Consider the following 15,841-nt stretch of genomic DNA (forward strand, 5'->3'; position numbering starts at 1 on the left):
CTGACTTTCGGTTATCCACAGATCCCCATCGTGTCCACGGTTTTGTCGGACCGTTCGCGTAGCGTTGAAAACAGGGATCCCCTGGGCGGGGACCCGTCCGAAGGCACGGCGTTCGACGCCGAGTACTGGGTGCGACAGGCACGGGACGCGGTGCGGTTCGCGGAGGCCGTGGACTGGTTGCGGGAACGCGGTGTCACCGCCTTCCTGGAGATCGGGCCGCATCCCACGCTGGTGCCGACCGGTGTGATGCGGCGGGAGGACGATTCGCCGCAACGGTTGCTCGCCGCCCTCGGCAAGCTGTGGGTGGACGGCGCGGAGTGGGCGTTGCCCGCCGCGCACGGCGAGGTGCCGACGTACGCGTTCCAGCGCGAGCGGTTCTGGTTGGTGTCCGGCGCGGCGACCGACGTCACCGGTGCCGGGCTCGGCGCGGTCGACCACCCGTTGCTCGGCGCGGTGGTGGAGTTGCCGGACGAGCAGGGCGTGGTGCTGACCGGGCAGCTCTCCCCGGCCGCTCAGCCGTGGCTCGCCGAGCACACCGTGCTCGGGCAGGTGCTCCTCCCGGGCGCGGCGTTCGTCGAGCTGGCGTTGCGGGCGGGCGCGCAGGTCGGCTGCCCGGCGGTCGAACAACTGGCGTTGGAGGCGCCACTGGTGCTCGCCGGACCGGTCGACGTGCGGGTCGCGGTCGGCGGCGCGGACCGGACCGTGGCGATCCACTCCAGGTCGGACGGCGACTGGGTGCGGCACGCCACCGGTGTGCTGGGCGCGGGTTCCGCTCCCGTCCCGTGGCACGAGCCGCGCACCGAACCGGTCGACCTGGCCGGCTTCTACGAGTCGCTGGCCGACGCCGGCTTCGAGTACGGCCCGACCTTCCAGGGCCTGCGGGCCGTCCGGCGGGACGGCGACGACCTCTACGCCGACGTGCACCTACCCGCAGACGGCGACCGGTTCACCCTGCACCCGGCCCTGCTGGACGCCGTGCTGCAAGCCGTCACGATCGCCGACGACCGGCCCAAGCTGCCGTTCTCGTTCACCGGCGTCACGGTCTGGCGGACCGGCGGCACCAGCGCGCGGGCCAAGGTGACCGCGACCGGTGCCGACACCTACCGGGTCAGCCTGACCGGCCCGGACGGCGAGCCGATCGCCACCGTCGAATCGCTGGCGCTGCGCGCGCCCGCCGCACCCCGGCCCCACGACCTCCACCGCCTCGCCTGGCACGCCACCGAGGTCGAACCGGCGCAGCACGACGACCGGCTCCACCACGCCACCGACCCGGTCGAGACGCTGCGCGTGGTGCAGGAGTTCCTGGCCGCGCCGGACAGCTCCCGGCTGGTCGTGGTGACGCGGGGCGCGGTGTCCGTGCGGGGCGAGGACGTGGCGGATCTGCGCGCCGCCGCCGTGTGGGGTTTGGTGCGGTCCGCGTCGGCCGAGCACCCCGGGCGGTTCGTGCTGGTCGACACCGACGGGCCGCTGCCCGCCCTGGGCGACGAGCCGCAGGTGGCCGTCCGGGACGGGGAGCTGCACGTGCCCCGCCTGGAACGCGCCGACGTGGCGCCCCTGCCGTCCTCGCTCAGCCCGGACGGCGCGGTGCTCGTCACCGGCGGCACCGGTGTGCTCGGCGCGGCGGTAGCCCGCCACCTGGTCACCCGGCACGGCGTCACGCGGCTGGTCCTGGCCAGCCGACGCGGACCGGCCGCGCCCGGCGTCGAAGCTTTGGTCGCAGAGCTGGCCGGGGCCGACGTCACGGTGGTCGCCTGCGACGTGTCCGACCGCGACGCCGTGGCCCGGCTCCTGGCCGAGCACCCGGTGACGTCCGTGGTGCACGCGGCCGGCGTGCTGGACGACGCGGTGGTGCAGTCGCTCGACCCCGAGCGGTTCGCCGAGGTCTGGCAGCCGAAGGCCGCCGCCGCGCTGCACCTGCACGAGCTGGCCGGCGACCTGGAGGCGTTCGTGCTGTTCTCCTCGGTCGCGGGCGTGCTCGGCGCGCCGGGGCAGGCCAACTACGCCGCCGCCAACGCGTTCCTCGACGCCCTGGCCACCCACCGGCACGCCAACGGCCTGCCCGCGGTGTCCCTGGCGTGGGGCCACTGGGCGCAGACCAGCGGCATGACCGGCAAGCTCACCGAGAACGATCGGCGGCGGATGGCCAAGGCGGGCGTGCTGCCGCTGACGACCGACGAGGCACTGGCCCTGTTCGACGCCGCCCTCACCGCGGGCGAACCCGTGTTGGCGCCGGTCCGCCTCGACCGCCGCGCGACGCCCGCCCCACCGAGCGGCCCGGCGCAGCCGACGCACGACGTGCTGGAGCTCGTCCGGCGCGCGGTCGCCCAAGTGCTCGGCCACGCGTCCACCGACGCCATCGGGCCGCACCGCGCGTTCTCCGACCTCGGCTTCGACTCGCTCACCGCGGTGGAGCTGCGCAACCACCTCGACGCGGCGACCGGGCTGCGCCTGCCCGCCACGCTCACGTTCGACCACCCGACACCCGCCCGGCTGGCCGACCACCTGCGCGAACGGCTGGCCGAGACCGCACCCGACCCGCTGCTCGCCGAGCTCGACCAGCTCAAGTCCGCGTTGGACCGCGCCGAGCACGCCGACCACGACGCCGTCGCGGCCCGCCTGGAAGCGCTGCTGGCCACGTGGACCGCCAAGCGCGCCACACCCGAGGACGACCTGGACGACGCCACGGACAGCGAGCTGTTCAGCATCCTCGACGACGAGCACCGCCGGACCCAGGTCATCCGATCAGGCGAGTACCGCACCGCGGGGGAGCAGCTGTGACGGCCGACGAAGACAAGCTCCGCAGTTACCTCAAGCGCGCCACCGCGGACCTGCGGGTGATGGGCAAGCGCCTGGCCGAGGTGGAGGAGGCCGCGCGCGAGCCGATCGCCGTCATCGGCATGGGCTGCCGCTACCCGGGCGGCGTCGGTTCGCCCGACGACCTGTGGCGGCTGGTCGCCGACGGCGTGGACGCGATCGGCGACTTCCCGACCGACCGCGGCTGGGACGTCCCCTACGACCCGGACCCGGACAAGCCCGGCGCGACCTACGCGCGGTCGGGCGGGTTCCTGGCCGACGGCGCCGGTTTCGACGCGGGTTTCTTCGGCATCTCACCGCGTGAGGCGCTGGCGATGGACCCGCAGCAACGCGTGCTGCTGGAGACGGCGTGGGAGACGTTCGACCACGCCGGCATCGACCCGACCTCGGTGCGCGGCAGCCGGACCGCGGTGTTCACCGGCGTGTGGTCCTCGGGCTACGCCGCCCAACCGCCGCCGGACCTGGAGGGCTTCCTGGCGACCGGCATCGCCACCAGCACCACCTCCGGCCGGGTGTCCTACCTGCTGGGGTTGGAGGGCGCGGCGGTCTCGGTGGACACGGCCTGCTCGTCGTCGCTGGTCGCGATCCACCTGGCCGCGCAGGCGCTGCGCGCGGGTGAGTGCACGATGGCGCTGGCCGGCGGCGTCACGGTCATGGCCACCCCGGCCGGGTTCGTGGAGTTCGCCCGGCAGCGCGGCCTCGCCCCGGACGGCCGGATCAAGTCGTTCGCCGACGCCGCCGACGGCACCAGCTGGTCCGAGGGCGCGGGCCTGGTCCTGCTGGAACGCCTGTCCGACGCGCGCCGCAACGGCCACCGCGTGCTCGCCGTCGTGCGAGGGAGCGCGGTGAACCAGGACGGCGCGTCCAACGGCCTGGCCGCACCCAACGGCCCGTCCCAGGAACGCGTGATCCGGCAAGCCCTGGCGAGCGCGCTGCTGGAACCGTCCGACGTGGACGCGGTCGAGGCGCACGGCACCGGAACCACGCTCGGCGACCCGATCGAGGCGCAAGCCCTGCTGGCCACCTACGGCCAGGACCGCGCCGAACCGCTGCGCCTGGGTTCGGTGAAGTCGAACATCGGCCACACCCAGGCCGCCGCCGGCATCGCGGGCGTGATCAAGATGGTCCAGGCGATGCGGCACGGCGTCCTCCCGCGCACCCTGCACGTCGACCGGCCCACCGGCCACGTGGACTGGACTGCGGGCAACGTCACGCTGCTCACCGAGCCGACACCGTGGCCGCGCGTCGACCGCCCGCGCCGGGCGGGGGTCTCGTCGTTCGGCATCAGCGGCACCAACGCCCACGTCATCCTCGAACAGGCCCCCGCCGAAGAATCGTCCACAGTGGACGAAGACCTGCCGTGGCTGGTGTCCGCGCGCACCCAACAAGCCCTGGCCGCCCACGCCGAACGACTCCGAGCGGTCGACGCGCCCGCCCCGAACGTCGCCCAGGCCCTCGCCCGCCGCACCCACTTCGAGCACCGCGCCGTCATCCTGGACGACCACCGCGCCGGCCTGGCCGCGCTGGCCGCCGGCCGGGACGCCCCCGGCCTGGTCACCGGCGAGGTGGGCGTCCCCGGCAAGACCGTCTTCGTGTTCCCCGGCCAGGGCGCGCAGTGGCCGGGCATGGGCCGTGAGCTGTACGCGTCCTCGGAGGTGTTCCGCGCCCACGTCGACGCGTGCGCCGAGGCCCTCGCGCCGCACGTGGACTGGTCGCTGGTCGACGTCCTGTGCGACGGCCCGCTCGACCGCGTCGACGTGGTCCAGCCCGCGTTGTTCGCCGTGATGGTGGCGCTGGCCGGGCTCTGGCGCGCGCACGGCGTCGTCCCCGACGCGGTCGTGGGCCACTCACAGGGCGAGATCGCCGCCGCGCACGTCGCGGGCATCCTGTCGCTGGAGGACGCCGCGAAGGTCGTCGCCCTGCGCGCCAAGGCGCTGGTGTCGTTGGCGGGCCACGGCGGCATGGTGTCCGTGGCGCTGTCGCCCGAGCGGGCCGCCGACTACCTGGCGCGGTGGGTGGGCAGGCTCACCGTCGCCGTGGTCAACGCGCCCGGCGCGGTCGTGGTCTCCGGCAACACCCACGACCTCGCCGAACTGCTCGCCGCCTGCGCCGCCGACGACATCCGCGCCCGCACCCTCCCGGTCGACTACGCCGCCCACTCGGTCGAGGTCGAAGTCCTCCGCGACCGGCTGCGGCACGACCTGGCCGGCATCACCCCGCGGCCCGCCGCCGTACCGCTGTACTCGACCGTCACCGGCGCGCCCGCCACCGACCTGGACGCCGAGCACTGGTACCGCAACCTGCGGGAGCCGGTCCGGTTCGACCAGGCCACGCGCGCCCTGCTGGCGGCAGGCCACGGCGTGTTCGTCGAGGTCAGCCCGCACCCGGTGGTGACGTCCGCGGTCGAGCAGACCGCCGAGGACGCCGACGTCCTGGTCACCGGGACGCTCCGGCGCGACCAGCCGGACGGGTTCCGCGCGGCGCTGGCCCGCCTGCACGTCCGGGGCGTGCCCGTGGACTGGCGGTTCCCGGCCGGCAGCACGCCCGCCGACCTGCCCGCCTACCCGTTCCAGCGGCAGCGGTTCTGGTTGCGCCCCACGACCGGGGAGACCGGCGACCACCCGCTGCTGACCGCGGTGGTGCACCTGCCCGACGGCGGCGCGGCGCTCACGGGCAAGGTGTCGCTGTCCACCCACCCGTGGCTGGCCGACCACGCCGTGCGCGGTGCCGTGCTGCTGCCCGGCACGGCGTTCCTCGAACTCGCCGCCCACGCCGCCGCGGAGGTCGGCGCGCGGGCCGTGCACGAGCTGGTGCTGGAAACCCCGCTGGTCCTCGACCAGGACGCGGTGCGGCTCCAGGTGGTCGTCGGACCACCCGACGACACCGGTCTGCGGCCCGTCTCCGTGCACTCCCAGGCCGACGAGTGGGTGCGGCACGCCACCGGCACGCTCGGCGAGGCACCGGAACCGGTGTGGGACGGCCCGTGGCCGCCCCCGGACGCCGAACCGCTCGACGTCACCCACCTCTACGACACGTTCGCCGCCCTCGGCTACGACTACGGCCCCGCCTTCCAGGGCGTCACGGCCGCGTGGCGGGTCGGCGACGAGGTGCACGCCGAGGTGGAGGCGCCCGCCGGGGAGCGCTTCGCCCTGCACCCGGCCGTGCTCGACGCGGCCCTGCACCCGATGGCGCTGCTGCACCCGGACGGCCCCGCCAAGCTGCCGTTCGCGTTCGCCGGCGCGGTGCTGCGCCCCACCGACGCGCGCGTGCTGCGCGTGCGGCTGACCGGCGGCCCCGACACCTACTCGGTCGCGCTCGCCGAACCGGACGGCACACCGGTCGCCTCGATCGCGTCCCTGTCGGTGCGGGCGTTCGCCGACACCCCGGACGACCTCTTCCACGTCAAATGGGTGCCGGTCACCGGCGACCACGCGGCCGAAGCCCGCCACGACGTGGCCGACCACCCCGGCGACACCCCCGATCGGGCCTTGGCGGCGGTCCGGGAAGCCTTGGACGCGCTCCAAGGCAGCCGGGACCGGTTGGTGGTCGTCACGCGCAACGCGGTCGCCGCCGTCGCGGGCGACGTTGTCGACCCCGCCCACGCCGCCGTGTGGGGCCTGGTGCGCTCGGCCCAGGCCGAGCACCCGGGCCGGTTCGTGCTGGTCGACGCGGACGACTCGTGGGACGGCACGGTGGCCGACGAGTCGGAGCTGGCGGTGCGCCGGGGAGCGCTGCTCGCGCCCCGGCTCGGCCGGGTGGACCGCGCGCTGACCCGGCCGGACGGGCCGTGGCGGCTGGAGGACATCGGCACGGGCAGCATCGACGACCTGGCGCTCGTGCCGCGGCCGGAGCTGACCGGGCCGTTGGCGCCGGGCCGGGTCCGGATCGCCCTGCGGGCCGCCGGGCTGAACTTCCGGGACGTGCTCATCGCGCTCGACGTGTACCCCGGCGAGGCGTTGATGGGCGGCGAGGGCGCGGGCGTCGTGCTCGACGTCGGGCCGGGCGTCGACCGGTTCCGGCCGGGCGACCGGGTGTTCGGCCTGGTGCCGGGCGCGTTCGGGCCGGTCGCCGTCGCCGACCACCGGGTGCTCGCGCCGATGCCCGAAGACTGGGCGTTCGCGCGGGCGGCCTCGGTGCCGGTGGTGTTCCTGACCGCCTGGTACGGCCTGGTGGACCTGGGCCGCGTGCGGGCGGGTGACCGGGTGCTCGTCCACGCGGGCACCGGCGGCGTGGGCATGGCCGCCATCCAGCTCGCCCGGCACCTGGGCGCGGAGGTGTTCGCCACCGCGAGCCCCGCCAAGTGGGACGTGCTGCGCGGCCTCGGCCTGCCCGACGACCACATCGCCTCCTCGCGGACGCTGGAGTTCGAGCAGGTCTTCCCGCCCGTGGACGTGGTGCTGAACTCGTTGGCCGACGACTTCACCGACGCGTCCTTGCGCCTGCTCGCGCCCGGCGGCCGGTTCGTGGAGATGGGCAAGACCGACATCCGCGCCGACACCGGCGTGGACTACACCGCGTTCGACATCGCCGACGCCGGCCCCGAGCGGCTCGGCGAGATCCTGGCCGAAGTCCTGCGGGCCTTCGCCGACGGCGTGCTGACCCCGTTGCCGCTCGACGTCCGGGGTGTCCGCGACGCGGTGGACGTGTTCCGGCACATGAGCCACGCCCAGCACATCGGCAAGATCGTGCTCGCCCTGCCCGCCGCCCTCGACGGCACGGTGCTGGTCACCGGCGGCACCGGCACGCTCGGCCGGGCGGTGGCCGCGCACCTGGTCGCACGGCACGGCGTCCGGCGGCTGGTGCTGGTCGGCCGCAGCGGCGGTGAGGCACCGGAGCTCGACGCGGACGTGCGCGTGGTGGCGTGCGACGTCTCCGACCGCGACCAGGTGGCCGACCTGCTGGCCTCGATCCCGGACCTGACGGCGGTCGTGCACGCGGCCGGCGTGCTGGACGACGCCGTGGTCACGGAGCTGACGCCGCAGCGAGTGGCCGCCGTGTTCGCACCCAAGGCACGCGCCGCCTGGCACCTGCACGAGCTGACGCGGCACCTCGACCTGAGTGCGTTCGTGCTGTTCTCCTCCGCGTCCGGTGTGCTGGGCAGTCCGGGGCAGGCCAACTACGCCGCCGCGAACGCGTTCCTGGACGCCCTGGCCGTGCACCGGCGTGCCCTCGGCCTGCCCGCCGTGTCGCTGGCGTGGGGCTACTGGGCCGAGGCGTCCGGCATGACCGGGCACCTCTCCGACGCCGACCGGCGACGCCTGACCCGCGCCGGTGTCGTGCCGCTGACCACCGAGCACGCGCTGGACCTGTTCGACGCGGCGCTGGCCGCCGACCGGGCCGCCGTCGCGCCCGTCGCGCTGGACCTGCCGGCCCTGGCCCGCACACCCGCGCTGCCGTCGGCGTTGCGCGGGTTGGTGAGCCGCAAGCAGGCCAAGCGTCCGGTCCACCTGGGCGCGCTCGCCGACCGGCTGCGGTCGTTGCCGGAAGCCGAGCAGGTGGCGGCGGTGCTCGACGTCGTCACGGCCAACACCGCCACGGTCCTCGGGCACGCCTCGCCGGACGCGATCGACACCCGGCAGCCGTTCAAGGACCTCGGGTTCGACTCGCTGACCGCCGTGGAACTGCGCAACCGCCTCGGCACGGCCACCGGCCTGCGCCTGCCCGCGACGGTGACGTTCGACCACCCGACGCCCGCCCGCCTGGCCGAGTTCCTGCGGGACGAGGTCGTCGGTGCGCGTCCCGCGATCACCGGGCCGGTCGCGCGTGCGGCGGACGACGACCCGATCGTGATCGTCGGCATGGGCTGCCGACTGCCGGGCGGCGTCGCGTCACCGGACGACCTGTGGCGGCTGGTGTCGGACGGCGTGGACGCCATCACGGACTTCCCGACCGACCGGGGCTGGGACCTGGACCGCCTCTACCACCCCGACCCCGACCACGCGGGCACCAGCTACACCCGGTCGGGCGGGTTCCTGACCGACGTGGCCGGGTTCGACGCGGACTTCTTCGGGATCTCGCCGCGCGAGGCGTTGGCGATGGACCCGCAGCAACGAGTGCTGCTGGAAACGGCCTGGGAGACGTTCGAGCACGGCGGCATCGACCCGACGTCGTTGCGGGGCAGCCGGACGGGCGTGTTCACCGGCATCTGGGCCTCCGGGTACGGGGCGCCCACCGACGTCGAGGGGTACTTCGGCACCGGCGCGGCGACCAGCGTGGTGTCCGGCCGGATCGCCTACCTGCTCGGGCTGGAGGGCGTCGCGGTCTCCCTCGACACGGCCTGCTCGTCGTCGCTGGTGGCGATGCACCTGGCCGCGCAGGCGCTGCGCACGGGCGAGTGCGACCTGGCGCTGGCCGGCGGGGTCACGGTCATCGCGACCCCGGTCGGGTTCACCGAGTTCTCCCGGCAGCGCGGCCTGGCCGCCGACGGCCGCTGCAAGCCGTTCTCCGCCGCAGCCGACGGCACCAGTTGGGGCGAGGGCGCGGGTCTCGTGCTGCTGGAACGGCTGTCCGACGCCCGCCGCCACGGCCACCGGGTGCTGGCCGTGCTGGCCGGCTCGGCGGTGAACTCCGATGGCGCGTCCAACGGCCTGACCGCGCCGAACGGGCCGTCCCAGGAACGGGTCATCCGGCAGGCCCTGGCGAACGCCGGCCTGGCACCGTCCGACGTGGACGCCGTCGAAGCGCACGGCACGGGCACGTCGCTCGGCGACCCGATCGAGGCGCAGGCGTTGCTGGCCACGTACGGCCGGGACCGCGCCGAACCGCTGTGGCTGGGGTCGGTCAAGTCGAACATCGGCCACACGCAGGCGGCGGCGGGCGTGGCGGGCGTGATCAAGATGGTGCAGGCGCTGCGGCACGGCCGCCTGCCGAAGACGCTGCACGTCGACGCGCCCACCCCGCACGTGGCGTGGGAGCGGGGCGACGTGCGGCTGCTCACCGAACCGGTGCCGTGGCCGGAGACGGGGCGTCCCCGGCGTGCCGCGGTGTCGTCGTTCGGGATCAGCGGGACCAACGCGCACGTCGTGCTGGAGCAAGCACCCGACCAGGTCGGGACGCCCGCCGGAGCCGAGCTGCCGTGGCTGGTGTCGGCGAAGACGGAAACCGCGCTGCGCGAGCAGGTCCGCAGGCTGCGGGAGTTCGCGGCGACCCACCCCGACGCGGTCGGCGTCGGCCACGCCCTGGCCCGCCGGGCCAGGTTCCCGCACCGCGCGGCCGTCCTCGGCGGCGAGGTCGTGTCCGGGGTCGCGGGCGCACCGGACCGCACGGTGTTCGTCTTCCCCGGCCAGGGCGCGCAGTGGGTCGGCATGGGTCGGGACCTGTACGCGGCCGAGCCGGTGTTCCGGGAGGCGATCGACGCGTGCGAGCGGGCCCTGTCGCCGCACGTCGACTGGTCGCTGGTCGAGGTGCTGAGCGGCGGGCCGCTGGACCGGGTCGACGTGGTGCAGCCCGCGCTGTTCGCGGTGATGGTGGCGCTGGCCCGGCTGTGGCGGTCGGTCGGCGTCGAGCCGGACGCGGTCGTCGGCCACTCCCAGGGCGAGATCGCCGCCGCGCACGTGGCCGGCGCGTTGTCGCTGGAGGACGCCGCCCGCGTGGTCGCGCTGCGGAGCAAGGCCCTGGTCGCGATCTCGGGCCGGGGCGGGATGGTGTCGCTCGGCCTGTCCGCCGAGCAGGCCGCGACCCACCTGGCGCGGTGGGGCGGGCGGCTGACCGTGGCGGTGGTGAACGCCCCCGGCTCGGTGGTCGTGTCCGGTGACGACGACGCGCTCGACGAGCTGCTGGCCGAGGCCGGGGACATCCGGGCCCGCCGCCTGCCGGTGGACTACGCCGCCCACTCGGCGCAGGTGGAGGCCATCCGCGACCGGCTGCTGGCCGACCTCGCCGACATCGCGCCCACCTCGGGCGCGATCCCGTTCCACTCCGCGGTGACCGGCGAGGTGGTCGACACCGCGGGGCTCGACGCCGCCTACTGGTACCGGAACCTGCGCGAGCCGGTGCTGTTCGAGCAGGCGGCCCGCACGTTGCTGGCCACGGGGTCGCCGGTGTTCGTGGAGGTCAGCCCGCACCCGGTGCTGACGCCGGCGCTGGCGGAGCAGGACGCGGTGACGAGCGGGACGCTGCGCCGCGACGACGGCGGGCGCGACGGGTTCCTGGCCGCCGCCGCACGGCTGTTCGTGCTCGGCGTGGACGTCGACTGGGGCGTGCCGCCGACGGTGCCGGCCGGCCTGCCGACGTACCCGTTCCAGCGGGAGCGGTTCTGGCTGACCCCCGGCGGAACGGGTGACGTGACCGGCGCGGGCCTGGACCCGGTCGACCACCCGCTGCTCGGCGCGTCCGTGGAGCTGCCCGGCGACGGTGCCGCGGTGCTGACCGGCGCGGTGTCCACGACCACCCACCCGTGGCTGGCCGACCACGCGGTGCTCGGGACCGTGATGCTGCCCGCGACGGCGTTCGTGGAGCTCGTCGCGCACGCCGCCGGCGTGGTCGGCTGCGCCGCGGTCGAGGAGGTCGTCCTCGAAGCGCCCTTGGTGCTCGACGGCCCCGTGCGGGTGCAGGTCGTCGTGGGCGTGGCGGACGAGCTGGGCCGCCACCCGGTGGAGGTCCGCTCCCAGGGGCAGGACGGCTGGGTGCGGCACGCGACCGGCACGTTCGCCGCCGAACCGGTCACCGCACCGGCCTTCCCGCCGAGCTGGCCGCCCGCCGGCGCGCGGCCCGTCGAGGTGGCCGACCTCTACGACGTGCTGGCCGGCGCCGGCTACGAGCACGGTCCCGCGTTCCAGGGCGTGCGGGCGGTGTGGCGCGCGGGCGGCGTGGTGTTCGCCGAGGTCGCGGTGGACGACGGCGGCCGGTACGGCACGCACCCCGCGCTGCTCGACGCGGCCCTGCAACCGCTGGCGCTGCTGGCCGGCACGACCGGCGAGGTGCGGCTGCCTTTCTCGCTCGGCGCGATCACCGTCCACCGCACGGGCGCGTCGACCGCGCGGGTGCGGCTGTCGGGCACGGCCGCCGAGGGCTACTCGGTCGCGCTGGCCGACGACTCGGGCACGCCCATCGCCACGATCGGCTCGGTCATCACCCGACCGATGGCGCGGCAGGCCGACGACGCCCTGTTCGAGCTGGACTGGGTCCGCCGCGACGGGGGCACCGCCGCGCCCGAACGGGTCGTGGCACCGCGTTCGGTCGAGGAAGCCCTGGAACTGCTGCAAGGTTTCCTGGCCGAGGAAGGCGACACGCGCCTGGTCGTGCACACCCGCAACGCGTTGGCGGTGGCACCCGGCGACCACGTGGACGACCTCGACGGCGCGGCCGTGTGGGGCCTGGTCCGCGCCGCGCAGGCCGAACACCCCGGCCGGGTCGTGCTGGTGGACACCGACGACTCGCCGCCCGTCCTCCTGGACGACGAGGACCAGCTGGCCGTCCGCCGCGGCGTGGTCCACGTGCCCCGGCTCGTCCGGTCGACCCGGCACGCGGACGTCACCGGCTCGCTCGTGCCACCCGACACCGGGAACCTGGACGACCTGGTGTTCGCCGAGACCGCCGAGGTCCCGTTGCGGCCGCACGAGGTCCGCGTCCGGGTGCGGGCGGCCGGGGTGAACTTCCGGGACGTCCTGATCGCCCTCGGCGTGTACCCGGGCCCGGCGACGCTCGGCAGCGAGGGCGCGGGCGTGGTCACCGAGGTGGGTTCGGCCGTCACCGGCCTGCGCCCCGGCGACCGCGTGCTGGGCCTGCTGTCCGGCGCGTTCGGGCCGCACGCGGTCGCCGACCACCGGGTGCTCGTGCCCGTGCCCGCCGGCTGGGCGTTCAGCCGGGCCGCCGCCGTGCCCGTGGCGTTCCTGACCGCCTGGTACGGCCTGGTCGACCTCGGCGGGCTGCGCGCGGGCGACCGGGTGCTGATCCACTCCGGGGCGGGCGGCGTCGGCATGGCCGCCATCCACCTGGCCCGGCACCTGGGTGCGGAGGTGTTCACCACCGCGAGCCCCGGCAAGTGGGACGTGCTGCGCGGCCTGGGCGTGCCGGACGACCACATCGCCTCCTCTCGCACGCTCGAGTTCGAGCAGCGCTTCCCGCGCGTGGACGTGGTGCTGAACTCGTTGACCGGCGAGTTCACCGACGCCTCGCTGCGACTGCTGGCCGACGGCGGCCGGTTCGTGGACATGGGCAAGGCCGACCTGCGCGACGCGCCCGGCTACCGCGCGTTCGACCTGGCCGAAGCAGGTCCCGAACGGCTCGGCGAGGTGCTGGCCGAGGTCGTGCGGCTGCTCGTGGCAGGCGCGCTCCGGCCGCTGCCGATCACCGCCTGGGACGTCCGGCGCGCGCCGGAGGCGTTCCGGCACATGAGCCAGGCCGGGCACGTCGGCAAGGTGGTGCTGACCGTGCCCGCGCCGCTCGACCCGGACGGCACGGTGCTGATCACCGGCGGCACGGGCACGCTGGGCGGGCACGTCGCCCGTCACCTCGCCACCGCGCACGGCGTGCGCAAGCTCGTGCTGGTGAGCCGGTCCGGCTCCGCGCCGGTCGACCTCGACGGCGCGGACGTCACCGCGGTCGCGTGCGACGTCGGCGACCGCGAGGCGCTGGCCGAGGTCGTGGCGGGCATCCCGGACCTCACCGCCGTGGTCCACGCGGCCGGCGCGCTGGACGACGGCGTGATCGGGTCGCTGACCCCCGAACGGCTCGCCGGCGTCCGCGCCGCGAAGGCCGACGCCGCCCACCACCTGCACGAGCTGACCCGTCACCTCGACCTGACCGCGTTCGTGCTGTTCTCCTCGGCCGCCGGGGTCCTGGGCAGCGCCGGCCAGGGCAACTACGCCGCCGCCAACGCCTACCTCGACGCCCTGGCCGAGCACCGCCGCCGCCAGGGCCTGCCCGCGGTGTCCGTCGCGTGGGGGCAGTGGGCGGAGGCCAGCGGCCTGACCGGACGCCTCGACGACGCCGACCACCGCCGCCTGGCGCGGTCCGGGGTCGTGCCGCTGTCCACCGAGCACGGCCTGGCCCTGTTCGACGCCGCCCTCACCACACCCGAGCCGACCCTGGTGGCCGCCGGACTGCGCGTGTCCGCTCTGGGCGACCGGCCGGTGCTGCGCGCGCTGACCCGACGACGACCCGCGCGAACGCCAGGTGCGGCGCGGGACCTCGCCGCGCTGCCGGAAGCCGAGCAGCGCGTGGCCCTGCTGGAGCTGGTCACCACGCACAGCGCGGCCGTCCTCGGCCGCACGGACGGCGTCGACGCCGACCGCGCGTTCAAAGACCTCGGCTTCGACTCGCTGACCGCCGTGGAGCTGCGCAACCGGCTGTCGACGGCCGTCGGAGTCCGGCTGTCCGCGACCATGACGTTCGACCACCCCACCCCGACGCGCCTGGCCGACCACCTGCGCGAGGTGCTGCTCGGCGCGGCGCGGCGGACCGCCGCACCGGTGGCCGTGCCCGTCGGCGACGACCCGGTCGTGATCGTCGGCACGGGGTGCCGGTTCCCGGGCGGCGTGGCCTCGGCGGCGGACCTGTGGCGGCTCGTGTCCGGGGGAGTGGACGCGATCGGCGACTTCCCCGCCGACCGGGGTTGGGACGTGGCCCGGCTGTACGACCCGGACGGCGGACCCGGCACCACCTACACCAGGTCCGGCGGGTTCCTGGCGGACGTCGGCGGGTTCGACGCGGCGTTCTTCGGGATCTCGCCGCGCGAGGCGTTGGCGATGGACCCGCAGCAGCGGGTGGTCCTGGAGACGGCGTGGGAGACGTTCGAGCACGCCGGCATCGACCCGACGTCGTTGGCGGGCAGCCGGACCGGGGTGTTCACCGGCAGTTGGGCGTCCGGGTACGCGGGCGGCGTGGACCAGGTCTCGCGGGACGTCGAGGGCTACCTGGCCACGGGCACGGCGACCAGCGTGACGTCGGGGCGGGTGTCGTATTTGTTGGGGTTGGAGGGGCCGGCGGTGTCGGTGGACACGGCGTGTTCGTCGTCGTTGGTGGCGATTCACCTGGCGGCGCAGGCGTTGCGGTCGGGGGAGTGCGACCTGGCGCTGGCCGGTGGCGTCACGGTCATGGCCACCCCGGCGAGCTTCGTGGAGTTCTCCCGGCAGCACGGCCTGGCCGCCGACGGTCGCGCCAAGTCGTTCGCCGCGGCGGCCGACGGCACGAGTTGGGGTGAGGGCGCGGGTCTGGTGCTGCTGGAGCGGCTGTCGGACGCGCGTCGCAACGGTCATCGGGTGTTGGCGGTGGTGGCGGGGTCGGCGGTGAACCAGGACGGCGCGTCGAACGGTCTCACCGCGCCCAATGGTCCGTCGCAGGAGCGGGTGATCCGACAGGCTCTGGCGAACGCTGGTTTACGACCATCCGATGTGGACGCTGTCGAGGCGCACGGGACCGGTACGACGTTGGGCGACCCGATCGAGGCCCGGGCGTTGTCGGCCACGTACGGGGTCGAGCGGTCCGAGCCGTTGTGGTTGGGGTCGGTGAAGTCGAACATCGGCCACACGCAGGCGGCGGCGGGCGTGGCGGGCGTGATCAAGATGGTCGAGGCCCTGCGGCACGGCGTGCTGCCGAAGACGTTGCACGTGGACGAGCCGACCCCGCACGCCGAGTGGCAGCAGGTCCGGCTCCTCGGCGAGGCGCGGCCGTGGCCGGACACCGGCCGTCCGCGCCGGGCCGGTGTGTCCGCGTTCGGGATCAGCGGCACGAACGCGCACATCATCCTCGAACACGTGCCCGCCGAGCCGGTGCCCGTGACCGAGCCGGTGCCGTGGCTGCTGTCCGCCAAGACCCCGGACGCCCTGCGCGCGCAGGCCCGCCGCCTGCGCGACTTCGCGGACGACCCGGCGGTCGGCGCGGCCCTCGCGTCACGGACCCGGTTCCCCTACCGCGCCGCTCTCACCGATCCGACGACGATCCTCGCCGACCTGGAAGCGGTGGCCGAAGCCCCGGTCGAGAAAGCCCAGCCGGGGAAGACGGCGTTCGTGTTCTCGGGTCAGGGTTCGCAGTGGCGTGGCATGGGGCGGCGGCTTTACGCCGCTTATCCGGTGTTCGCTGCGGCGTT

The 15,841-nt window shown here is 75.3% G+C and carries 2 protein-coding genes; both read left to right on the forward strand.

Annotated elements, in window-relative coordinates; translation table 11 throughout:
- Positions 1-129 precede the first annotated feature (129 nt).
- Positions 130-2,778, forward strand: coding sequence for a type I polyketide synthase (locus tag ACIQMJ_RS40640; protein ID WP_499766353.1), 2,649 nt, complete (start codon positions 130-132; stop codon positions 2,776-2,778).
- Positions 2,775-15,841: SDR family NAD(P)-dependent oxidoreductase (locus tag ACIQMJ_RS40645; RefSeq protein ID WP_499766354.1), on the forward strand; the 13,067-nt coding region annotated here is incomplete at its 3' end. The genes ACIQMJ_RS40640 and ACIQMJ_RS40645, both read left to right, overlap by 4 nt.

It is taken from the genome of Actinosynnema sp. NPDC091369 (assembly GCF_044757065.1).
Classification (GTDB): Bacteria; Actinomycetota; Actinomycetes; order Mycobacteriales; family Pseudonocardiaceae; genus Actinosynnema.